Origin of the sequence: Eoetvoesiella caeni, assembly GCF_003315175.1 — a bacterium.
GTDB classification, from domain to species: Bacteria; Pseudomonadota; Gammaproteobacteria; order Burkholderiales; family Burkholderiaceae_B; genus Eoetvoesia; species Eoetvoesia caeni.
This window is the reverse complement of the sequence record NZ_QNRQ01000013.1, coordinates 96,125-119,397: the sequence shown is the minus strand read 5'-3', so window position 1 is coordinate 119,397 and position 23,273 is coordinate 96,125. Positions and strand designations below refer to the sequence as shown.

Genomic DNA, 23,273 nt, shown 5'->3' with positions numbered 1-23,273 from the left:
GTCGCCGTTCAAGTCGTCCAAAAGCGTAACAGATTTTCTCTGGCGCGGGGAACTAAACTTTTACACTTCTTGACATTTGGCCGCGGCCGAAGAAGTTTCGCCATTGCAGCGAGGCTTGAAGTTTTGCCTGACGCATGCCCGGGACCGGGCGGCCGGCGGCGGCCCAAAGCGCCCTCTGGCGTTCAAGCGGCGCTTTTGCGCGGAACGATGAACAGCACCAGCAAAAAAGTAAGCACCGCAATCCACGTCATGCCCTGGTAGACATGATGGGTGGCAAGATCGAACGCGGAGGTCAGGTAGTTCTGCCCCGCAGCGCCTAAAGTATTGGCTTGCAAAACGCCGATGACGTCGTCCACGTGAGGCAGTTTGCCGGCCAGACCCGACGGCGCGTTGTGCAGCTCGCTACGCATGGTTGTGTTGAAGATGGCGCCGACCATGGCCGCGCCCAGACTTTGGCCCAGATAGCGCGACCACATATTGGCGCTGGTGGCCACGCCCCGTTCGTGCCAGGGCACTATGGATTGCACCCCAACCATCAAGGGCGTCGATACCATGCCAAAGCCCGCGCCTATCAGTATCTGGTCGGCGATCACCAGCCAGACGGACGGAGCGCTGGGCAGCATGGTAAAGCCCACGACGCCTGCAATCATCAGCAAGGCTCCGATCAGTGCCGTATCGCGAAAGCCGATGCGCAAGTACAAACCGCCCGAATACGACGAAGCCGCTACCCAGCCCACGCTCATGCTGGCCAGGACCAGGCCGGCCGAAATGGCCTCAAGCCCCAGTACCGACTGCGCGAACACCGGCAAATAGCTGTTCGGGGCCATCATGACCAAGCCCATGCCGACCGCGCCCAGGTTGGAGCCCAGCAAGGCCCTGCGGCGCCAGACCCATCCAGGCATGATGGGTTCGGCCGCAACGTTTTCGCGCCAGACTGTCGCTGCGACCAGCAACGCGGCCGCGCCAAAAGCGCTTAGGCTTTGCCATGACGACCAGGCCCATGAATTGCCGCCCTGCAACAGGGCGAATACTACGGCGGATCCCGCCAGCATCATGAGTATGGCGCCTGGATAATCGATGGCATGGCGATGTTCGGCAACCTGCTCATGCAGATACCGGCTGATCAGCACCAGCGCAGCGGCGCCGATGGGAAGATTAATAAGAAAAACCCAATGCCAAGTGGCGTACTCCGCAAATGCGCCGCCCAGGGTAGGCCCCAAGATGGCGGCCACCCCCCAGACGCTGGACAGCCAGCCCTGCACGCGGGCCCGCTCGCGCACTGAATACAGATCGCCAGCAAGGGTGTTCACCGTGGCCATGATGGAGCCAGCCCCCAGGCCTTGCAGCCCCCGGAAAATAATTAGCGGAATCATGGCCCACGCAACGGCGCACAAAGCGGACCCGGCAAGAAATAGCAAAGTGCCGCCGATAAGGACTGGTTTGCGGCCGTACATGTCGGCCAATTTGCCATAAATAGGAATGGTGACGGTCTGGGCCAGCAGATAAATGGAAAACAACCAGCTGAACCGGTTAAAGCCGCCCAGGTCGCCGACGATTTGCGGAACGGCGGTTGCCACGATGGCGATGTCCATCGCAGCCAGCGTCATGGTGAGCATCAGCGCCGCCAGTATCCATCCGCGATGGGCGGGCACAGCCCGATCGTCGGTTTCTGTTGAGTCTGGGGTCTGACTTTGGTTCATGATGTCTGCCATTATTTTTCGCCATATTAGCAAACGGCGCCGGGGCAAGAACAGGCCCGCCATGCCGACGGCCGCTCGCCCCTGCCGAAGCCCCGCTTCCGCTGCTGTACACTTTTCGTTTTGCTTCCCGGACCGGATGCGTTGCCATGCTGCTTACCCTGTTGAACATTGTCCTGCCTGTCATCGCCATGGCGGGCATTGGATTTCTGTTTGGCCGCAGGCAAGGTTATGAACCCGACATGAGCTTTGTAAACCATGCCAATGTCATGGTGTTCTGTCCTGCGCTGGTGCTATCGGTCATGATCGAATACCCGGTCGACCTGGTCCAGAGCTGGCCCTTGGCCGTTGCGGGTGTGCTGATCATCATCGTCCCGGGCTTGTTGCTGGGCCTGCTCAGCCCGTTCTTCAAAATGCCGCGCGCGGCATTGACCGTGCCCGGCATGTTCCGCAATACAGGCAATGTGGGCATACCCTTGATGATGCTGGCCTACGGCAAGAGCCAGCTAGGCGCCATTATTGTGCTGTTCGTGCTGTCGAATGTCCTGCAGTTTTCGCTCGGGCTATTCCTGCTGTCGCGCCGCAGCAGCCGTTGGCTGTGGCTGCGCAATCCCAATGTCTGGGCTGCCCTGCTGGGCCTGCTGGTGGCGCCTTACCGCGACTACCTGCCGCCATTCGTTCGCACCACGGCCGACCTGGCCGGCCAAATCGCCATTCCGCTTATGTTGTTCAGCCTGGGCGTGCGCATGTCGCGCGACCGCCTTGCAGGGATAGGGCCGGCCTTGCGCATCAATCTGCTGTATCTGCTTGTCGCCGCGTTGACACTGCCGCTGGTCTTGTGGCTGTTGCCCCTGACGCCCGAATGGGCGCGCCTGGTCGTGCTGTCGGCCATGCTGCCGCCGGCGGTGCTCAATTATTTATTATGCGAGCAGTACAACGTCGAGCCCAGAACCGTCGCCAACGTAGTCCTGTTGGGCAACCTGATCTCTGTGCTGACGATACCGCTGGTAGTGTGGGCGACGCTGGCGTGGATTTGAGTCGCTAAAGCCCAGCCAGCTTCGTCTAGCCGCCGATCATGCGACGCAGCACGTCCTCGTCGCCAGGACGTCGGCGGTGGACTATGGCCATGACGATATGGCCCACTATGGTCGCAAGCAGAAGCCATCCGAGCCACCCATGGAAAAGATTGGCCGGCGCCATCAGCCATTCGATCTTGCCACCCTCGAAGCCGGACATAAGCGGCAAGCCGAAGGGCGAGAACGCCTTCCCGGAACCATATTGCCTGACCAGCGCCAGTATCGGAATGATGAAAATCAAAGCGTACATGGCCAGATGCCCGACCTTGGCCGCCGTACTCAACGACCCAGGCCGATTGCCGGAGTTGGAAAAAAACCAAAGAGCGCGGATGATGACAAGCGACAGAAGCAGCAAGCCCAGAGGTTTATGCGTGGCCCAAAGGAACTCGTCCAGCGGCGAATCTTCGGCCAGCACCCTTGCGGCGGCCGTCGCGAACTGCCAGGCTATCAGCAAGGTCATACCCCAATGCAAACAACGGCTGACCGTGCCATAGCGTTCGTTGGAATCTCTCAAGCTCATCTAATAGGTTCCTTTCTTCAAAAGTTGTGTACCCGCAGCATAGTTTGCCACACCGCACTCACGCATCAAGGCCTCGCCGCCCATACAAGGTTGGTTCCGCGGGATTGCAGCCTTAGTCGGCCTTGATATATTTCGATCGCCCCGCCAGCAGCCCCGACCATGCGGCACCGCAGATAAGCAGAACGAAGAACACCGCTACTGCGTTCCAATTGCCGGTGTAGTCATGCAACACGCCGATAATAAGCGGCGCTACGGCTGCAAGCGTATAGCCGACCCCTTGCGCCATGCCCGACAACGAGGCGGCAATCTGCGGACTGGGCGAGCGCAAGACCAGCAAGGCCATCGCTATGCTGAACATGCCGCCAAAGCCCAGGCCGAAGATAGTAGACCACCAGTACACCGACGTGATTTCTCCGTACAGCATTCCCATGAACCCCACAAAGACCAGGATCATCATCGCCAAAATAGCCGGACGCTGGTCGCGGCCACGAGTGGCTAGCCATGGCCCGGCCAAGGAAGTGGAAAGTTGCACCGTCATCATGGCTGCCAGCACGAATCCCGCCTTCACAGGCGTCAGTCCGCGGTCGATAAGTATCAACGGCAGCCAGCCGAATATGCAGTAGGCGATGGCGCCCTGCGCGCCCATGAATAAAGTCACCTGCCATGCCAGCCAATTGCCGCGCAGCCTGGGCACGGCCGCATGCACACGGTTGCGCGGGTGCTCGCCGCCTGCCGTTTGCGGCCACCATATCGCGGCCGCAATGATTACCGGAGCCAGCCAGAAGGCAAGCGCCCAGCGCCAGTCGCTGCCCGGAAGCTGCGCCAGCGGCACAGTGACAGCGGCGGCTATGGCGGCGCCCAACGCCAACGCCGTCGTATACAAACCCATCATTATTCCGGCCTGGACCGGAAAGTGCATTTTTATGATGCTGGGCAAGAGCACCATGACAACGCTGATGCTGAAACCCGCTACCAGCGTGCCGGCAAACAAACCGAATACGCCCAAAATACTGCGCAAGCCGATTCCAACAACCAGTATCAACAAGCTAAGCAGTATCAGCCGCTCGGCCGACTGGTAGCGCAAAAGCCTGGGAGCCAGCGGCGCGAACGCGCCAAAGCATAAAACAGGCAGCGTAATCAGCGCGCCAAGCGCCACCGCCGACAAGTCCAGACCAAGCTGGATGGAATCTATCAACGGCCCCACGGCAAGCAGCGCCGGCCGCAGATTCATGCCAACGAACACAATCGCCAGAACCAAGATCAGCCTGGATGTGGCGGCGGTTTTGCGAGGTGGCGGATTGGACGTGGACGACGGCTGGGCTTCGGGCGGATTTGTCTGCATATCGTTGAGTGGCTGCTAAACACCGTGGGGTTTTTATAGTCGCAGTGTGCCACAAATCGTCTCATACGGCGGCCATAAAGTCGTCCGTTGGTAAAGCGGCCCCGACAGGCATAAAATCAAGCAATGCGCTCCAACAAGGAGATACGTCATGCGTGATTTCATATTTAGTGCCGCCGCTACGTGGACTTCCCGCAAAGTGGCTTCGATTTCAGCAACCGCCCTTCTGATGCTGGGCGGCGCACTGGCCGCGGGCGCGGCCTACGCCCAGTTGCCGCCAAGCCAGCATTACAACCAGGTCGAATATGTAAGCGGCGGCATTGGCATCGACGAGTCGACGGCCTTCAAGCAGGCGATGCCGCAGTATCCGCTAGCCCTGACTTTTGCCTCCAACATAGCCGAACCGGGCGCCTACGTCGCCGACGTGCAGGTCGTCATACGCAATGAAAAAGGCGACACCGTGTTGCAGGCCCAGTCCAACGGCCCCTACTTCCTGGCCAAGCTGCCGGCAGGCGAATACAAGATAGCGGCCACCTACAAAGGCAAGACCATAACGCGCAGCGCCAAGGTCGGCGCAAAAGGATCGACCCGAGCGATGTTCGAGTGGCAGTGAGCCAAGGCCCCGAGCCAGAGACAGCCGAAACAAGCCGGGCACGGTGCCCGTTTTCGCTATCCCTCTTGCACCCTGGCCATGGCGCTGCGACTAAACCAAGATGCCCCTTCCCAGATAGACTACGGCACGCCCTCCACCCTGCTCCTACAACAAGGCTTCATCAAGCAGCTCGACCCAATGGCGCACGGGCGTGCGGCCTGCGCTGGCCAGGTGCATCTGGCAGCCGATGTTGGCGGTGGCGATCACGTCGGGCTTGCCGCTCTCCAGGGCATCCAGCTTGTTGTCGCGCAGCTGGCGGGAAAGCGCAGGCTGGGTGATGGAATAAGTGCCAGCCGAGCCGCAGCACAAGTGGGCGTCGGCTACCGGACTCAAGTGAAACCCCAGGCGCCGCAACGTCTGCTCGGCCAGGGTTCCCAGTTTCTGCGCGTGCTGCATAGTGCAGGGGCAATGAAAGGCCACCGTCTTGCCGATATTGGCGTTCAGGGCTTGCAGCGGTTCGCTGCCAAGAACTTCAACCAAGTCCACGGCCAGTTCGCTGACGCGCTTTGCTTTTTCCGCATACAAGGGATCGCCACGCAGCAGTTTGCCGTATTCCTTTACAAAGGCCCCGCAGCCGCTGGCGGTCTGGACTATGGCCTGCGCTCCCGCTTCTATGGCGGGCCACCACGCATCGATATTCCGGCGCGCACGTTCCAGGCCTTTTTCCTGGGCATCCAGGTGGTAGTCCGTCGCGCCGCAACATCCGGCGCGCGGCGCATCGACCACTGTAATCCCAAGTTTATCCAGGACGCGGGCCGCCGCCGCATTGGTGTTGGGCGACAGGCTTGGCTGCACGCAGCCCTCCAGCATCAGCATGCGCCGCGCATGCCGCGCGACGGGCCTGGGCTTGGGCGTTGCGGGCTTGGCCGGAATCTTGCGCTGCACAGTATTGGGCAGCCAGGGCCGGGCCGACTGGCCTATTTTCAGCAGAGCGCCGAAGACCGAGCGCCTGGGGATCACCAGCCTCAGGCCACCGCGCAAAAGGCGTTGACCGAAAGGCCGGCGTACTTGCGCTGCGATCTGTTCGCGCCCGATATCCAGCAGGGAATGAAAATCCACGCCGGACGGACAAGTGGTTTCGCAGTTGCGGCAGCTTAGGCAGCGGTCCAGGTGCGACTGCGTCTTCTCGGTTGCGTGCTCTCCCTCCAGAAAACTTTTGATCAGGTAGATCCGGCCGCGCGGACCGTCGAGCTCGTCGCCCAGGATTTGATAGGTGGGACAGGTGGCATTGCAAAAGCCGCAATGTACGCAAGAGCGCAGGATGGCTTCGGCCTCTTTGCCGCGCGCCAGTGCCTTGACCGTGTCCGTAAGATTGGTTTGCATTACTTTCCCTTAAAGATCGGCATACATGCGCCCAGGATTGAATATCCCGCACGGATCCATCTTGGCTTTCAATTGCTGATGAAAGCGCAGCAAGGCCGGGCCAAGCGGGTGCAACGACTCCACTCCCGGTACGGGCGTGAAACAGCTGGCATGACCGCCTGCCTTCTCGGCCATTTCCCGCAGCGCCGACGCCGGTTCGTCGCTCTTGACCCATCGCTGGGCGCCGCCCCAGTCGAACAGGGTGTCTTGCGGCCAGCCTTGGACCGTGGCCAGGGCGGGCACTGACAGCCGCCACAACGGCCGCTCGCCGCCGAAGAAGTCAAGGCGCTGCTCTCTAAGTTCTTCCCAAATGGACGGGTCGGCCTCTTCGCCGCCCGCCAGGGCCAGCGCCTCGCGCACCGAACCCTCTCCGCCTTCGAAGCGTATATATAGCCTTCCCTGAGTATGGAAGGCGCCTGTCACGGGCACCGCCGCACGGCGCCATGCCGAAAGCTTAAGCAGCGCCTCGGCGGCCGAGAGTTCCAGGCTGACGCTATGGCTGGCGCGCGGCCTGGGCAGGACCTTGAGCGAAACTTCGGTCAGTATGCCCAGGCAGCCGAAGCTGCCCGCCATAAGCCGCGACACATCATAGCCGGCAACGTTCTTCATGACCTCGCCGCCAAAGCGCAAAGATTTGGCCTGCCCGGTGATAAGCCGGCAGCCCAGGACGAAGTCGCGCACGGAGCCCGCCCAAGGCCGCCGCGGGCCCGCCAATCCGCTTGCGACCATGCCGCCGACCGTAGCCGCGCCGTTGAAGACGGGGGGCTCGCAAGGCAGCATCTGGTTCTGGGCCGCCAGCAGCGCGTTGAGGTCGGTGACCGGCGTACCGGACCGGACCGTGATGGCCAACTCGGTTGGGTCATAGCTGACCACGCCCCGGTGCGACCGCAGGTCGATCTCTTCACCAGTGATGCGCCTGCCCAGAAAGGCCTTGCTGTCGCCGCCGCGGATTCGCAGAGGGACTCGATTCCGCAGCGCCGCCGCAACTTGTTCGATCAGGCTGCCGCTATCGTCCATGGACGCGATCGTAGTATTCATCAGAACCGCTCCAGCTCTGGAAAAGGAAGTTGCCCTGCATGAATATGCATAGCCCCGAACTCAGCGCAGCGCTGCAGGGTCGGAATGTTCTTGCCCGGATTCAGCAGCCGCTTGGGGTCGAACGCCGCCTTGATTGCGTGGAAAAACTCCAGCTCGTCGCTATTGAATTGCGTGCACATCTGGTTGATTTTCTCGCGCCCAACGCCATGTTCGCCTGTAATTGTGCCGCCCACCTCGACGCACAACTCCAGGATCTTTGCGCCGATAGCTTCGGCCTTTTCGAGCTCGCCCGGTGTATTGGCATCGAACAGGATCAAGGGATGCATATTGCCGTCGCCGGCATGGAACACGTTGGCCACCCGCAGCCCAAAAGACGCGGACAATTCGGCAATGCGCTTCAGCACTCGCGGCAATTCGCGGCGCGGTATCGTGCCGTCCATGCAGTAGTAGTCGGGCGAGATGCGCCCCACGGCCGGAAAGGCATTCTTGCGCCCCAGCCAGAAACGCTGGCGCTCGGCTTCGTCCTTGGCCACCCGGACCTGCGTGGCCCCCGCCGCCAATAGAATCGCTTCGACGCGCTGGGAATCTTCGGCAACATCAAGCTGGGCGCCATCCAGCTCGCACAGCAGGATGGCCGCGGCCTCCACCGGATAGCCAGCGTGAATGAAGTCTTCCGCCGCACGAATGGCCAGGTTGTCCATCATCTCCAGGCCAGCCGGAATTATTCCCGCGCCCAGAATTTGCGCCACGGCCCCACCGGCCTTTTCGACATCGTCGAAACTGGCCAACATGACTTTTGCGCTATGGGGACTTGCCAGCAATCGCACGGTAATCTCGACGACAATGCCCAGCATCCCTTCGGACCCGGTAAACAGCGCCAGCAGATCGAAGCCCTGACAGTCCAGGGCTTCAGAGCCCAAGGTCAGGAGTTCGCCGTCGATAGTCAGGACCTTGATCTGAAGTATGTTGTGCAGAGTCAGGCCGTACTTCAGGCAATGTACGCCGCCGGCGTTCTCGGCAACATTGCCGCCAATGGAACAAGCGATCTGCGAGGATGGGTCGGGAGCGTAGTACAGCCCATGGGGCGCGGCCGCCTGCGAAATCGCCAAGTTGCGCACACCGGGCTGCACCGTCGCAGTGCCGGCATCCGCGTCCAAGGCCAAAATCCGATTGAAGCGCGCCATCACCAGCAAAATTCCCTTCTCCAGTGGAAGCGCGCCCCCCGATAATCCTGTTCCCGCCCCGCGGGCCACTATCGGAATACCTTGGTCCCAGGCAAACTTCAATAGCGTCCGGACCTGCTCGACGGTGTCGGGAAGAACAACCAGCATCGGCGTTGTTCGATACATGGACAGACCGTCGCACTCATAGGGCCGCAACTCTTCGGCCTCGTGCAGAATTCGCACGCCGGGCAGCAATTCGCGCAATTGCGACAGTGCGCCAGCACGATCGACTGCCGGCAATACGCCGTCAACGCGTTCATCATAAAGAATGCTCATGGGTGTTCCCTGTTGCGCCGCCAATTCCGCCACGGCGGCATGTATGCATGGCCTGCAGCAACGCGATATTCCATCATCGGGCCGGGCTTGTCCATACGCCGATAAACTGGTCAGGCCAGTTTATTGCCAAGGCAGTGAAACACCGCGTAGAATTCGAAGGCTTTATATAGCCATACATCGCCTACCTTTGCTCGCATGAATATCATTGAAACTACTGGTCATACCAGTAATATGACGGCATGAAAAACAACACCGAAGCGCAAAAGCGGCAAGTGGCCGACGTCGTGGCTGAACGCATAGAGCGCCTGATTATCGACAATGTCCTGAAGGCGGGCCAATCGCTTCCGTCCGAACGGCGCCTGACCGAAAAATTCGGCGTGTCGCGGTCCGCCGTGCGCGAAGGGCTCAAGCTTTTGCGGGCACGCGGCCTGATCGAAACATCGCAAGGCAAAGGATCGATCGTCGCCAACCTGATGGCCAGGCCCATGCAGGCGCCCATGATGCACTTGTTAAGCTCGCAGCCCCGCGCCTTGTACGACCTGCTGGAAGTACGCGAACTGCTGGAAGGCGAGTCCGCCAGGCTGGCCGCTCAGCGGGGCACCAAGGCGGACTTCATCCTGATTACCCGCCGCTATGAAGAGCTGGTGGCCGCGCATGGCCAAGAAACCAGCGCCCTGGCGCTTGCCCGGCTGGATCATGCGTTTCATCTGGCCATATGCGAAGCGTCGCACAACCCGGTGCTGGTGCACACATTGAACTCGCTCAACGACCTGCTGCTAAGCTCCGTCTTCGCCTCGGTCAACAATCTCTATCACCGCAAGGCGCAAAAGCAGCAGATCGACCGCCAGCATGCGCGGCTGTTCAATGCGGTCATAGGCCAGCTTCCCGACCAGGCCCACAAAGCGGCCGTCAACCATATTCGCAGCGTACGCGCCAACCTCAAAGAGATCGAGCAGGAAGAACAACGGCTAGTCCGCGCCACGCTGCGGCTTGACGGCTGGGATTGAGCCGGTGCTTTCCGTGGACGCAAGCGACATCGTTAAAGCGCCATCACGCGGAACGAGAGTTCCAAAGCATAAACCTATCTGCCACGCGGCACTTCGCCACAATCCATACTATATAGGTATGAATTTGCCTCCATATAGCATTAGACGCCACAAAACTTCGCCACCATAATTTCAACACAAGAAAAAACCACTGCTTAAAGTATAGATAGCGTCTTAGGAGACAAATATGAGCTACCTGAAAAATGCCTGGTACGTTGCCGCCCTGGCGAACGAGGTCGATGCTACGGAATTCTTCCATAGAAAAATTCTAGACACCTCAATCCTCATTTACAGAAAGGAAGATGGGCAAGCCGTAGCGTTACATGACCGCTGCCCTCACCGATTCGCACCTTTGCACCTAGGCAAGCGCCTGGGCGATGACGTGGTCTGTCTGTACCACGCTTTGCGTTTCGATTGCAGTGGAAAGTGCACCCACAACCCACATGGACAAGGCCATATTCCAAAAGCCGCCCAGGTCAAAAGCTTTCCACTAGTAGAACGATTCGGGTTCCTGTGGATATGGATGGGTGACGAAGCAGCCGACCTCGACATGCTGCCCGATTTCGGCGAACTCGAAACAGGTCACCCCAATAGCGTTGGCTATACCTATATGCACATGAACGCCAACTACGAGCTCATCATCGATAATGTCATGGACTTGAGTCATATCGACCATGTTCATGGAGAAATCATCACTACCCGCGGCCAACTATCGCCACAAGTTCCGCAGATCAAAGAAAAAGAAAAAGCAATCTCTGCCCGCTGGGAGTGGAAGCAGACCCCGGCCATGATGATATTCGCCAATTTCTTGCCCGAGCCAAAAGAAGAGGCTCGCCACTATTTCGACATTACGTGGACGCCTCCAGCCAACATCCAGTTATCGGTGGGCGCGGTTCAGGGCGATAAGAGCCTCGACGAATGTATCGGGCAATACGACCTGCACACCACAACTCCGGAAACAGAGAACAGCACGCATTATTTCTTTGCGACAAGACGCAACCATAACGTCGAAGACGCCGAATACAACGCCATGAAGATCAAGGCGATGCATGAAGCCTTCATCACAGAAGACGGACCCATTATTCAAGCAGTTCAGGATGAAATGGGCACGAACGACTTCTTCGGCCTGAACCCTGTGCTTATGTCGAATGACGTAGCCCCCGTCAAAGTGCGCAGGCTCTTGAAGAAATTAATAGACGAAGAAGCAACAAGGAAAGATGACACCCGAGCCCCAAGGGTAGTCAACGGCTAATACATTACCGAGAAAATTTTCCCATAACCTATGAGTGAGAACGCGCGCCAACGGCGCGCGTTCTCATTTGGAATACATCATACGGGTAGAACATAGGGGCCGGAATTACCTACTAAACGCTCTGCTTGCGCTGAAAACAGCATTGCTCCATAAGCATAAACTCTCGCACAATATGCATTTCTTTGCATATTCACTTAAAAGCATATATCATTCAGCCTCTGAAGACGATGCGCGCGCTATAGGTTGCCGGCATCGACGTTACGACGCAAAGGATTCACCATGCCCCAAAAGCCCAAGAAGGCCAAAACGGCGCCCGTTGGCGACAAGCCGCGACGAAAAGGTGCCAGTAGCGCGCCGATCGAGATCAACGCCATCCAGGTGGAAACACTGAAAGACCTGCGCAAAGCAACCCGGCACACGCAGGAAGACCTGGCTATTGCGCTGGGCGTGGGCCAGGGCACTATTTCACGGATCGAAAAGCGGAACGACATGCTGGTTTCAACTTTGCAGCACTACATCGAAAGCGTCGGCGGCACCCTGCACATCCTTGCCACGTTTCCAAACCGCTCGCCGCTTATCGTCGAGCACTTGGGTGAAAAAGCTGTTTCGCAGCCCAAGAACCACTTTGCAAAATCCATCGGCTCCAGCCGTCAGCCAGTTTCCTGATTCACGATGCACACCATACCGACACCCTATTACCTCATCAACAAGTCCGCGCTGCTGCGTAATCTTGAAACCATCAGCTATATCCGCCGGCACTCCGGCGCCAAAGTCCTGCTGGCGCTGAAGTGCTTCGCCGCCTGGTCGGTGTTCGACCTGATGCGCGAGCATATGGACGGCACTACCTCTTCTTCGCTGTACGAAGTCAAGCTGGGCTGCCAAAAGTTCGGCGGCGAAACCCACGCCTACAGCGTCGCCTATGCCGACCACGAAATCGAAGAAGTCGTGGCGCACTGCGACAAAATCATTTTCAATTCGGTCAGCCAGCTCGAACGATTCGCATCGTTTGCCCAGGGCAAACCCGTGGGCTTACGCCTAAACCCCGGCGTCAGTTGCGCCGGCTTCGACCTGGCCGATCCTGCCCGAGCCTACAGCAGGCTGGGCGAAGGCGACCCCGAGCGCATTCTGTCGGTAATCGACCGGCTGGATGGCGTCATGATCCACAACAACTGCGAAAACAACGAATTCGAGCGCTTCGACGACCTGCTCGAACAAGTAGAACAGCGCTACGGCCATATCCTGAAGCAGCTGAAGTGGGTCAGCCTGGGCGGCGGCATCAGCTTTACCAAGCAGGGCTATCCCGTAGACGCCTTGTGCGAGCGCCTGCGCCGATTTGCACAAGACTACGGCGTGCAGGTCTACCTTGAGCCGGGCGAGGCCGCCGTGCGCCACAGCACCACGCTGGAAGTCAGCGTCCTGGACGTTGGATTCAACGGCAAGCACCTGGCCGTGGTGGACAGCTCGACCGAAGCCCATATGCTGGACCTGCTTATTTACCGCGAAACGGCACCTATCGGCAGCAATACCGGCGAGCATCAATATATGATTTGCGGCAAGACCTGCCTGGCGGGCGACATCTTCGGCGAAGCCCGCTTTGCCAAGCCCCTGGAAGTCGGCGACCGCATTTCAATCGGCGATGCCGCCGGCTACACCATGGTCAAGAAGAATTGGTTCAACGGCGTCCATATGCCGTCCATAGCCGTCAAAGAAACCGATGGCTCCGTGCGCGTCGTGCGCGAATTTTCCTTTGACGATTACGTCAACAGTCTGTCCTGACAGCACTGCTCCTGTTCTAGAATCTTGGGGGGTTATCCAATGAAACGCAATGTTCTGATTATCGGCGCCGGCGGCGTAGCTCATGTCGCGGCGCATAAATGCGCCCAGAACAACATCCTGCTTGGCGACATCCATATTGCATCGCGCACGCTATCAAAATGCCAGGCCATTATTGCCTCCATCAAGCAAAAAGGCAGTCAATGCGGCCCCGGCCGTCTACAGGCCCATGCACTGGACGCCATGGACGTCGAAGCCACCAAGGCCCTCATCCGCGCAACCAAAAGCCAGATCGTCATCAATGTGGGCTCTCCCTTTCTGAACATGTCGGTCCTGGCGGCATGCATCGAAACCGGCGCGGCGTATCTGGATACTGCCATCCATGAAGATCCCGACAAGGTGTGCGAGGCTCCGCCCTGGTATGAAAACCACGAATGGAAGCGCCGCGAGGCCTGCCGCCAAGCCGGCGTAACGGCCATCCTGGGCGTGGGCTTCGACCCAGGAGTCGTCAACGCCTACGGACGCTACGCGCTGGACACGTACTTCGACAGCGTGGACTCGATCGATATCATCGACATCAACGCCGGCGGCCATGGCCGCTACTTCGCCACCAACTTCGACCCCGAAATCAATTTTCGCGAGTTCACCTCAACGGTATGGTCATGGGAGAAAAGCCAGTGGAAAGCCAATGCCATGTTCGAGCGAAGCCAGGACTGGGACATGCCCGTCGTGGGCACCAACACCACTTACCTGACGGGGCATGATGAACTGCACTCCATGTCGAAGAATCTGGGCGTGCCTAACATCCGCTTCTGGATGGGCTTTGGCGACCACTACATCAATGTCTTCACCGTGCTGAAGAACCTGGGCCTGCTGTCCGAAAAGCCCGTTCGCACCGCTGAAGGCCTGGAAGTCGTACCGCTCAAGGTCGTCAAGGCCGTCCTGCCCGATCCCGCCTCGCTCGCCCCCAACTACACCGGTAAAACCTGCATTGGCGACCTGGTCAAGGGCAAGAAAAACGGCAAACCGCATGAAGTCCTTATCTACAATATTTGCGACCACGAACAAAGCTACGCAGAAGTCGGCAGCCAGGCCATTTCGTACACCGCCGGCGTACCCGTTGTTGCTGCGGCCATGCTGATAGCCGATGGCGCCTGGGATATACGCCGCATGGCAAACGTGGAAGAGTTGGATCCGAAGCCCTTCATTGAGCTTATGAATCGCATCGGGCTCGTAACCCGCATTCGCGACTCGCGCGGCGACCGTGTCCTGCAACCGCACGACGAGTCCGCAACAGTCTCCAAAACGCGCAGCATGCCGATCAGCTCAATAGCGCCCACGCCAACCGACCACGAACTACCGCAACAGGTTGACGCCAGCCTCAAAACCCGCCTGGACGCGGACCTGCCGCTTAGACACGCTTGAACAACGGACTGCGCGTCTGGCTGGCATCGGCCGCCGAAAGGAATTTTTCTGTATAGATGTCATTTTCAAACAGGCGGCCCTGCATCAGGGTACTGATGCAGGCCTCGATCATGGCGGGCGGGCCGCACAGATACGCTTTGTTTCCTGCAAAACAGCCGTCGAAATGCGCTTTGGCCGCTTCGTGGGCATAGCCGCGCGCGCCAGCCCAACCATCCTCCGCCTCTGAGTCCGAAATGACCGGGATATAAGTGAAATGCGGGTGTTTTTCCGCCAGTTCGCGAAACTCCTGATCGTAGTACAACTCAGCCTTGCTGCGCTGACCGTAGATCAGGGTAATGGGGTCGCGGCACTCTGAGGCCAGCAACTCAAGAATCATGGAGCGCGGGCTGGACAAGCCCGACCCGCCGGCAATGAACACCATGGGTTTAGCCGCGGAACGGCGCACAAAGAATCGGCCATAAGGCCCGGCTATGGTGATCTCCACACCCACGCTCAACTGCTCGTGCAACCATGTGGTTGCGGCGCCCCCCGGCACCAAACGGACATTAAGCTCGATCTCGCTGGCATCGCCTTGAAGCCCCGGTGGATTGGCAATCGAAAATGCACGGCTTTCGCCCAACCCCGGAATATGCACCTGCACGTACTGACCAGCCTGATAATGTATCGGTGCATCGAGCTTGAAATGCAGCGCTTTGATAGTGGGCGTAAGCTGTTCAATACGCGTGCAAATACCTTTGAAATCACGCACTGGGATAACTTCTGCGTCGGGCTCGTCGTCAATATCCGCCTCGATGGAAACATCCGACATCAAGGTGGCGCAACAAGCCAGCGTCATGCCGTCTTCGCGCTCCATATCCATTAGCGCAAAGGTATTCGCCTGCCCATTATCGACTTCGCCTTCCAGTACCTGAACCTTGCAAGTACCGCATAAGCCGTGGCCACAGGCATGGGGAATATAAATACCCTGTCGCAGCGCCGCGTCAAGCACGGTCTGGCCTTCTTCCACGTCAATTGTCGCGCCCAATGGTTCAAGTGTCAGTTGGTAAGTCATGATGTTTACTCTTAGGGTTCAACCACCCCACCGTTCGCAGCGGACTTCTTTGCCGCGCACGGTGGATGAAACGTAGATCTTGATGTCAGTTCAGCTGCACGAGCCACCGATGCCTGTCAGGCCCGAGGTGCGAAAACGAATCACCGCCTTGTGCCCCAAACCGTTGGCTTCCAGCGATTTAGCCGGATCGGGCATCCACTGTTGCCCCGACTTGAACCATTGAACATGGTCCCAGTCGATTTTGGAGAAATCGGGATGCATTCCATAAACACCCGGCAGGACCTTCTCGACCAAGTCGCCGAACAGCATGTCGGACGGCATAGGCATGGCCACAGGCGAACAAAACAGCAAATGATCTTCCCAGCCCAGGAAAAGCAACGGATGGGGGAAGTTGGCTCGCGCATCGCGAGCCGGAAACTCATAGGGCTTGAGGGCTTTCACACTCATAGGGATTCTCCTTCAGGGGCTGCCGAGCCGGGCAATGGGTCGCCGCGCCAGGTGGCGAAATTCTTCTGGTCCTCCGACCCTTCGAACTCCATATTGTCACGTCCCTTTTCAAGCCGATACCAGTCAAGCACTGCGCCCAGCGGGTCGAAATCGGGCGCAGTCGGATCGACGTCCGGGCTGAAGCAATGGCCCTGGTAGATCTGATGTACAGGCAGCCAGGACTGCATGTATTTTTCAGGCTCGTGATCGAAAATATGCTTGCAGCCATCACTGCAAAAATGATATTTGTCGCCTTTGTAGTCGGACTCGCGATAACAAATCTTGGTTGGGTCTCCAGGCTCGGTAAAGGCCATAGGAATCTGGCAAACGGTGCAAAGCATGGGCAAGGCATTGTTATAGAAGCGCCGGCCTGCCTGCTGCTCTTGACGCAAATACTCCAGGCGCGGGCGGTAGTGCTTGTCGAAACTATCCGGGTACTTTTCTGAAAGCCATTGCATTTCGCTTTCTTCGGGAACCCACGTATGGAAAGCCGCAGCTTGGGTGTAGTTATAGAAAATATTCCAGGCTTGATGGCTGATATGGTCCTTGGCCTCGCAAGCTTGTTTCCAACCTTGCGGCTCACGAATGCCGTAACGGGCCAGATCCCGAAACAGCGCCCCGCCATTCTCTTCCGCATACATTTCCCAAGCTTCCCGCCAGCTCATCACGCGCTTGGGCAGCATGTAATCCTGCATCATGGCCACCAGAGTCAGCACGCGGAACCCCCGCCAGAACCATTTATCTATCCAGCCCTGAACGATAGGCACGTTGGCTGGGTCCTGCTCCAGCATGAACTTGATGCATTCGATACCCAATGTCATGTGGCGCGACTCGTCGCTTTGAGCCGAAAAGCCAAAAGTTACGGTGGACATATCGCCGTTGTGCGCCGCGCCCGACATGAAGGGCACGAAAAGCAGGTTGGTCAGCACGTACTCAAACGAAAAGCTCACTGCGGCAAGGAACTCGAAGGGTCCCGCAGTCAGGCCATCCTCGAAGAACGACTTGGGCACCGACAAATACCAAAGACGATCGAACCAATGGCTGGAGCTATGCAGGCCATTGAAGTACTTGTTGTAGTTGGACAAAGCATGAGTTTCGGTCTGGAAATGCCGCAACTCGTCGATGGCTTGCAACTGCGCCGCAACCCGCGCTCCGGCGCCTGTAAAATGGCGCCCTGCATGGGCGAAACCGCGATGCGCGTAGTACTCCAGCGGCACCACCCCTTGGATGAACAGCTTGAGCGCGTTGATGTAGCGTGCATCGCTTACGCCTAGCTGGCCGTTGTTCTGGGCAAAAGCTTCGATCACGGCGTAAAGCTTCTTTTCCTTTTCTCCTTGATACTTCCAGTAAGCATCCATGGTCAAGCGAAACGGGTCTTCCCATTTGTCCCAATCGTGAATCTTGATACCTTCGTAAGTATCGTAGGGAAACACCTTGTCCATTGGCTGGTAGGTGGTGTCCCAAGCCAAATCACGCGTCATGACGCGGTAGCGATCTTTCAGACCGAGTTTTTTCTTGCGAACGGTAGCGTCCATGCTGTCTCCTTTATGCTTCTATGAATCAAAATCCAGGCAAAAATCTTGGGCAAACCCTAGGCGTGCCAAGTCAATGAAAACTCATCATCGCTTTCATCAACGTTGCCTGATAGCGTTACGAGGTTGATCTGAATTTGCTGCAAGTCGTAGGGCCGTCCAGTTAGCTCTTCAATGCTTGCTCGACGGATCACAAGGCGATGAGGGGAGTCGATCTTTACAAGCCCTGGCGAATAAACAGCCTCGGCTTGCAGGTTATCGGCCAAAATTGCATCCACGACAGCACGCGACTCTTCGTTGTCCTGGAAGGCTATAAAGACCTTGGATACAGGGGTGTTCATCAGCTTGTCTCCTAATATGGCTTTTCGTCGTGAGCGACGGAGTTTTTTTGTGAATCAAAGGGGCAGGCCCAGCTTTTGAGCACGGACATCAAGGTTCTCGCGCAGCTCGGCCAGTATGGACTCGCCTTGCTCGCCCAACGCATACGCGGCCACTGGCGCCAAGGCTTCCCATACCGACGTCAAGTGCGACACATACCAAGCGCCCAGCTGCTCCCGATTGCTTTCGCTTTCGGCTGCGCATACCTTCAGGACGGCATCAATCCAACTTGCCGATTCGGCATGCCACTCTGGCATGAAGGTAGTAAGCATGGCCACTGCCGTGCCTCCTTGCACCGTCAGCCAGTCATCCACAAAGTGCGTGAAGATCAGTGGATAAAGCAGGCCATCCAATACCAAGCCTTGCGCAATGAATAGCTCCATAGGGTCTTGCTTGACCAGCAAACCCTCAACGTAACTGCGCAGCGGTTGCCACTGCGCTTTCTCCATCCAATCGCTCTTGCCGGCCTCAAGCACATCGGGCTCTCCAAGAATCAATCCCAGGCGCGTCAAGAATTGCGCCGCCGCCAGATGATCCAGCGCATGCATAAGCGCCGGAGCCGTCAACGGCGTGCCGTAACCACGCGAGGTGATCTGACAGTTGTTCATGTTTCCTGCCCAGGCCACATGGCGCAAAGGCATCAGCACGTCGCAAGCTTTGGCACGCAACGTATCCGGCATCCTGTCGATCAGCCCGCGCGACTCGACAAACTGGTAATTGGCTTCCATCGCCTCTTGCTGGCGCGCACGGGTCATGGTCCAGGTCGCGTAATAAAACTGACGTGGGTCGCGCAACAGGTTCCAATCGGTCATCGCGATGACCGTTCGGCCTGTGTCGAACAGTTCAAACTCGGGTTCCCAGGTCGGACGGTAGTGAAAATGGTGAGTGGACTGAACGCCCAGCGTCGCTTCCTGATAACGCGAAGCGGGCTTGCTGTCGCCCGTATATGCGGCAACGCGCGTGAAGGTTTGGCGTTGCGGCTGAATTTGGCGTGCCTGTAAATCAATATTCATGGACCTGTCTCCTGATCATGGGCTTATCTATTTATTGCGGACGGCGCTGCGCTGCGAGCGCTGCCGACTAGTACTCGGAAGGTTGAATCGACTGCGCTTTACAAAAATCCAGGAAGTCCTCTTCAGTCATCATGAGCTCCACCGCCAGCTCCGGCCAGCCAATCGAAAATTCAAATTCAATAAAGCCGTTATCGCGCTTGGACAACACTCGCACCTGGCGCCGCGCCATGACTGCCGCAGATGCCGGCTGAGGCTCAAAAATTGGTTTCAGAGGGGACATGAGGCGAACTCCTATTCTTGGCTTTAGTGTCTTCCTACCCACATATATGCAAACACCATGCCAGCTTTTGCATACAGCTTAAAAATAGCGACAAACCTAGGGTTTACCTGAGATTAAATTTGGACTTTCACATCTAGACTACGGGTTAATACCCAACAAAAGTCATCACGGCACTCCGTCATCTTTTGTGTTTTTTTAAGGGCCTTGCTGAAATGATCAAGCCGCTTTTAACCTATTGCTCATATAAGCAACTGTCCCGCTTTATCTAGTGCCAAAATCTGGTTTTTATTCTTGTAAAACCCTCGATAATATTGAAATGCCTGCAACCGTTCCCCCCATACCGTCAGACGCTGATTTGCGTCGACTACTGCATTTTTCCACCGACGACGGCCTGATCTGGCTGGGCGAGCAACGCATGCTGCTGCTGCATCTGGCCTCGCTGCAAGCCATACGTCGCGAGCTGATCTCGTCGGTAGGTGTGGAACACTCACGCAGGTTGCTGATGCGCGCTGGATACGCCGCCGGCATGCGCGACGGCCCCCTCGCGCGCCAAGTGCGTCCCGACGCCTCCTTGTTCGACGCCTTCGCGGTAGGCCCGCAACTTCATATGCTGGAAGGAGCGGTACGGGTTACGCCGCTTACCTTCGAAGTCGATGAAGCCGCCGGCACCCTGAATACACGCATTCGCTGGGACGACAGTTGGGAAGCTCAAGCACATGCACGAGAAAATTCCGGAACAACCGGCGAACCCGTATGCTGGATGTTGCTGGGCTACGCTTCGGGTTACACCAGTGCTTTCTTCCAAAGGCCTACGCTCTACCGCGAAGTCCAATGCGTAGCATGCGGCGCACCACACTGTGAAATCGAAGGCCGCTTTCGCGAACAATGGCCCGACGGCGATGCCATGGCGCATGACTACAGCGAAGACCCCATGCTGGTACGTCTGGAACAGCTGCACTCACAAGTGCAGGCTCTGCGCAGTGAAAGCCAACCCGAAGACGATGAAGGGCCGTTGATAGGTCACAGTAAATCCTTCAAGGAAACCATCAGCCTTCTGCAAAAGGCCGCCCCCACCCAGGTAAGCGTTCTTCTAACCGGCGAAACAGGTGTGGGCAAAGAGCGGTTTGCCCGCGCCCTCCACTCCATGAGCCCGCGCGCCGGCAAGCCCTTCGTCGCCGTCAATTGCGCAGCCCTGCCCTCCGAACTGATCGAAAGCGAACTTTTCGGCGCTGAAAAAGGTGCCTACACCGGCGCCACCGCTACACGTATTGGACGCTTCGAGCGCGCCCACGGCGGCACCTTGATGCTTGACGAACTCGGAGAGCTGCCAATGCCCGCGCAGGCCAAGCTCTTGCGGGTTCTGCAAACAGGAGAAATCGAACGTCTGGGCGGCCACGAAGCCAGGAAGGTGGACGTACGCATCATTGCGGCCACCAACGTAAACCTGGAGCAGGCCATAGAGCAAGGACGCTTTCGAGCCGATCTTCTATATCGGCTCAATGTGTACCCTATCCGCATTCCCGCATTGCGCGAGCGCGTCGACGATATCGAGCCGCTGGCACATCACCTGCTGCAACGCTTCATCGGCTTGCACGGCAAGCAAGTAGCCGGACTAAGCGACCGGGCAATAGCGGCGCTACGCAGCCATCACTGGCCCGGCAATGTCCGGGAACTCGAAAACCTTATCGAACGAGGATTGATACTTACTCCGCACGGCCAGCAGATCGATGCGTCGGTCTTGTTTCCACATCTTGAGACAGAACCGGGCCAATCAACCCAAGTGAACGCAAACGGCCAGTTGCAAACCAAGAGGCATACCGACCCTACCTTGGCAGCCTCCGTACTGGAAAGCATGCAACGCAACGGCTTGTCGTTCGACGATCTGGAAATTGCACTCTTGCGTCAAGCCGTCGAACAAGCCGATGGCAGCCTAGCCGCGGCGGCGCGCAATATAGGGCTGACACGTGCGCAATTAAGCTACCGGCTTACCCAACGGCACCACAAACATGACGAGTAATCAGTCTGTCTCGATGCTCTCCGCTAGTCGCCGAGCCTGCGCTGGACAGGAAGTATTTCGAAGCCCAGCTTGCGGTGCAAATAGCCCCACACACCCTGCCGAAAGAACAGGGTCATGACAATGGCGATAATTCCAAGGCCCATAAGATACCAAGTGCCATAATCGCTGAAGAACTTGTTCAGGGCCCAGAACACCAAAGATCCAATAATAGGCCCTTCGATCCGGCCTATACCGCCGATCATGACAATAAAAATAGCAAAAGCCGTCCAGTTCACATCGAAAGCCGCGTCGGGGCTTATGCGCAGATTACTCACAAAGTAAAGTGCACCCGCCAACCCACAGCCAAAGGCGGCCACCAAATACACCGCCAACTTCATGCGGCCTACAGCTATTCCCTGGCTTTCGGCCGCTGCTTCATTATCCCGAATAGCCAACAATGCCAAACCCTCCTTGCTGCGCAGGAACAAGTAGATAATTGCGATGGAAGCCACTACACATGCTAAAGCCACCCAATACGTCGTGCTTTCACGCACCCATCGGTCCATTCCGCGCATAGCGGTCAGGCTGGTTCCAGAGCCTCCGCCCACGGCAGGAACATTCGCAATGGTCAAACGAATAACTTCGGAAATAACCCAGGTTCCTATCGCGAAATAACCGCCATGCAGGCGAAATGCCAACTGCGAAACCGGCAAGGCAATCAATGCCGTTGCAATAGCGGCCAACGGAATGGTCACGAAGGGATTAATGCCCAGAAAGGTGCTCATGCTTAACATGGCATAACCACCCAGCCCAAAAAACGCCTGCTGTCCTACCGAAACCATACCGCCATAGCCCGCCAACAAGTTCCACATCATTGCGAAGATGAAATAACAAGCGATCTCAACGAATTCGCGCATCCAGGAGGACTCACCCCAAAATGGCAGGCTGGCGGCAATCAAGCACAAGAGTGCGCCAACACCAAGGCTGGCCTGGCTGCCCTTGGTACCGCGGATCACATGAATACTCATTGCTTCAGCCTTTAGTCTTCGGAAAAAGGCCATTTGGCCGTACAAACAGAACGACGAGAAACACCAAATGCCCTAGCCATATCCCCCAAGCCGGATCCACCTTGAAGCCGATTTGCTGCGTCAGGCCAAGCACCATAGCGCCAACGAATGTGCCCCAGAACGAGCCCATTCCGCCAATGATGACGGACTCAAAGGCAAACAACAGCAACTGCGGGCCGTCGGCAGGCGATACCGTAGTACGCAAGCTTTGAAAGAACCCGGCCAAAGCAATCAGGGAAAATGCCAGGCCTGTGGCAATTGCGAAAATTGTCCTTGCATTCAACCCCATAAGCTCTGCGACCTCTTTATCGTCGGAAACAGCACGAAATGCCCGGCCCAGAGATGTTTTATCAAACAGCATCTGCATTCCGAAGGTACAAAGCGCCGCGGCGGCGAAGATTATCAGCGGCAGCGTACCTACCGCAAACTGCTCTCCAAAATGAATGCTTTGAATATTCAACCCGCCCGAAGCCAAAGAACGCGGATCGGCAGAAAACGCCTCTAGAAGCCCATTCTGAATGACAATCGCCAGGCCGAATGTCACAACCAGAGAAGGCAGCGGATCTTTGTCCAACGCCCGGCTTAAAATCCCCCTCTGCACCAGATAACCAACAACAAACGCCAGCGGAATCAATACCGCGCCGGTTGCCAAAATGCTCATGCCCAACATCGGCGCCACCACAATCGCCGTAAAGCCGCCTAGAACAATCAGGTCTCCCTGGGCAATATTGGTCAGGCGCATCACGCCAAACATCAGCGACAAGCCTAGGGCGAAAAGGCAGTACAGCCCT

The 23,273-nt window shown here is 57.6% G+C and carries 22 protein-coding genes; 8 read left to right on the top strand and 14 right to left on the bottom strand.

The window, feature by feature from the left end:
* Positions 1-182 precede the first annotated feature (182 nt).
* Positions 183-1,700, bottom strand: coding sequence for an MDR family MFS transporter (locus DFR37_RS18810; protein ID WP_242341901.1), 1,518 nt, complete (start codon positions 1,698-1,700; stop codon positions 183-185).
* A 146-nt stretch (positions 1,701-1,846) separates the two neighbouring features.
* Here DFR37_RS18810 and DFR37_RS18805 point away from each other — a divergent pair, with 146 nt between their 5' ends.
* Positions 1,847-2,734 carry an AEC family transporter gene (locus DFR37_RS18805; RefSeq protein WP_113934719.1) on the top strand — a complete coding sequence of 296 codons (888 nt, stop codon included), beginning with the start codon at positions 1,847-1,849 and terminating at the stop codon, positions 2,732-2,734.
* 25 nt (positions 2,735-2,759) lie between these two features.
* Here DFR37_RS18805 and DFR37_RS18800 read toward each other — a convergent pair whose 3' ends face one another.
* Both DFR37_RS18800 and DFR37_RS18795 read right to left on the bottom strand, forming a co-directional pair.
* On the bottom strand, positions 2,760-3,293 hold the full coding sequence (locus DFR37_RS18800; RefSeq protein WP_113934718.1) for a cytochrome b: 534 nt from the start codon (positions 3,291-3,293) through the stop codon (positions 2,760-2,762).
* Positions 3,294-3,405: 112 nt separating this feature from the next.
* Positions 3,406-4,635, bottom strand: coding sequence for a CynX/NimT family MFS transporter (locus DFR37_RS18795; RefSeq protein WP_113934717.1), 1,230 nt, complete (start codon positions 4,633-4,635; stop codon positions 3,406-3,408).
* 148 nt (positions 4,636-4,783) lie between these two features.
* Here DFR37_RS18795 and DFR37_RS18790 point away from each other — a divergent pair, with 148 nt between their 5' ends.
* Complete coding sequence (locus DFR37_RS18790; RefSeq protein ID WP_242341900.1) at positions 4,784-5,245, top strand: carboxypeptidase-like regulatory domain-containing protein; 462 nt, start codon at positions 4,784-4,786, stop codon at positions 5,243-5,245.
* Positions 5,246-5,389: 144 nt separating this feature from the next.
* Here DFR37_RS18790 and glcF read toward each other — a convergent pair whose 3' ends face one another.
* From glcF to glcD, 3 genes are read right to left on the bottom strand one after another with little or no spacing between them, the layout of a single operon-like run.
* Positions 5,390-6,607 carry a glycolate oxidase subunit GlcF gene (gene glcF, locus DFR37_RS18785; RefSeq protein WP_113934716.1) on the bottom strand — a complete coding sequence of 406 codons (1,218 nt, stop codon included), beginning with the start codon at positions 6,605-6,607 and terminating at the stop codon, positions 5,390-5,392.
* A gap of 9 nt (positions 6,608-6,616) precedes the next feature.
* On the bottom strand, positions 6,617-7,684 hold the full coding sequence (gene glcE, locus DFR37_RS18780) for a glycolate oxidase subunit GlcE (protein WP_113934715.1): 1,068 nt from the start codon (positions 7,682-7,684) through the stop codon (positions 6,617-6,619).
* Positions 7,684-9,183, bottom strand: a complete 1,500-nt coding sequence (gene glcD / locus DFR37_RS18775) for a glycolate oxidase subunit GlcD (protein ID WP_113934714.1) — start codon at positions 9,181-9,183, stop codon at positions 7,684-7,686. Before glcD ends, glcE begins: the two co-directional genes overlap by 1 nt.
* A gap of 239 nt (positions 9,184-9,422) precedes the next feature.
* On the opposite strand from glcD, the gene glcC reads away from it, so the two are divergent.
* From glcC to DFR37_RS18750, 5 genes are all read left to right on the top strand, one after another.
* Positions 9,423-10,190: a transcriptional regulator GlcC gene (gene glcC, locus DFR37_RS18770; RefSeq protein WP_113934713.1), complete on the top strand. Its 768-nt coding sequence runs from the start codon at positions 9,423-9,425 to the stop codon at positions 10,188-10,190.
* 226 nt (positions 10,191-10,416) lie between these two features.
* Complete coding sequence (locus tag DFR37_RS18765) at positions 10,417-11,481, top strand: aromatic ring-hydroxylating oxygenase subunit alpha (protein ID WP_113934712.1); 1,065 nt, start codon at positions 10,417-10,419, stop codon at positions 11,479-11,481.
* A gap of 279 nt (positions 11,482-11,760) precedes the next feature.
* Positions 11,761-12,147 (top strand): helix-turn-helix domain-containing protein, encoded by a 387-nt coding sequence (locus DFR37_RS18760; RefSeq protein ID WP_113934711.1) that lies wholly within the window; start codon positions 11,761-11,763, stop codon positions 12,145-12,147.
* 6 nt (positions 12,148-12,153) lie between these two features.
* Positions 12,154-13,257 (top strand): carboxynorspermidine decarboxylase, encoded by a 1,104-nt coding sequence (locus tag DFR37_RS18755; RefSeq protein ID WP_113934710.1) that lies wholly within the window; start codon positions 12,154-12,156, stop codon positions 13,255-13,257.
* A 39-nt stretch (positions 13,258-13,296) separates the two neighbouring features.
* Complete coding sequence (locus DFR37_RS18750; protein WP_113934709.1) at positions 13,297-14,679, top strand: saccharopine dehydrogenase family protein; 1,383 nt, start codon at positions 13,297-13,299, stop codon at positions 14,677-14,679.
* Here DFR37_RS18750 and DFR37_RS18745 read toward each other — a convergent pair.
* The 6 genes from DFR37_RS18745 to DFR37_RS18720 all read right to left on the bottom strand — a co-directional run bounded on the left by DFR37_RS18745 (position 14,666) and on the right by DFR37_RS18720 (position 19,419).
* Positions 14,666-15,730: an NADH:ubiquinone reductase (Na(+)-transporting) subunit F gene (locus DFR37_RS18745; RefSeq protein WP_113934708.1), complete on the bottom strand. Its 1,065-nt coding sequence runs from the start codon at positions 15,728-15,730 to the stop codon at positions 14,666-14,668. The genes DFR37_RS18750 and DFR37_RS18745 overlap by 14 nt on opposite strands.
* Before the next feature lie 90 nt (positions 15,731-15,820).
* Positions 15,821-16,177 (bottom strand): phenol hydroxylase subunit P4, encoded by a 357-nt coding sequence (locus DFR37_RS18740; protein WP_113934707.1) that lies wholly within the window; start codon positions 16,175-16,177, stop codon positions 15,821-15,823.
* On the bottom strand, positions 16,174-17,751 hold the full coding sequence (locus DFR37_RS18735; protein WP_113934706.1) for an aromatic/alkene/methane monooxygenase hydroxylase/oxygenase subunit alpha: 1,578 nt from the start codon (positions 17,749-17,751) through the stop codon (positions 16,174-16,176). The genes DFR37_RS18740 and DFR37_RS18735 overlap by 4 nt, the downstream gene beginning before the upstream one ends.
* Positions 17,752-17,807: 56 nt before the next feature.
* Positions 17,808-18,089: an MmoB/DmpM family protein gene (locus DFR37_RS18730; protein ID WP_113934705.1), complete on the bottom strand. Its 282-nt coding sequence runs from the start codon at positions 18,087-18,089 to the stop codon at positions 17,808-17,810.
* Between the two features lie 54 nt (positions 18,090-18,143).
* Entirely contained in the window at positions 18,144-19,139 is a 996-nt protein-coding gene (locus DFR37_RS18725) for a ferritin family protein (protein ID WP_113934704.1), read from the bottom strand.
* A gap of 67 nt (positions 19,140-19,206) precedes the next feature.
* Entirely contained in the window at positions 19,207-19,419 is a 213-nt protein-coding gene (locus DFR37_RS18720) for a phenol hydroxylase subunit (RefSeq protein WP_113934703.1), read from the bottom strand.
* A 316-nt stretch (positions 19,420-19,735) separates the two neighbouring features.
* Here DFR37_RS18720 and DFR37_RS18715 point away from each other — a divergent pair, with 316 nt between their 5' ends.
* A complete protein-coding gene (locus DFR37_RS18715) occupies positions 19,736-21,436 on the top strand; it encodes a sigma-54-dependent Fis family transcriptional regulator (RefSeq protein ID WP_113934702.1) in 1,701 nt (566 codons plus the stop codon).
* A gap of 23 nt (positions 21,437-21,459) precedes the next feature.
* Here the strand turns inward: DFR37_RS18715 and DFR37_RS18710 are convergent, their stop codons facing one another.
* Positions 21,460-22,443, bottom strand: a complete 984-nt coding sequence (locus DFR37_RS18710; protein WP_113934701.1) for a branched-chain amino acid ABC transporter permease — start codon at positions 22,441-22,443, stop codon at positions 21,460-21,462.
* Between the two features lie 4 nt (positions 22,444-22,447).
* Complete coding sequence (locus DFR37_RS18705) at positions 22,448-23,236, bottom strand: branched-chain amino acid ABC transporter permease (RefSeq protein WP_242341899.1); 789 nt, start codon at positions 23,234-23,236, stop codon at positions 22,448-22,450.
* Positions 23,237-23,273: the final 37 nt, after the last annotated feature.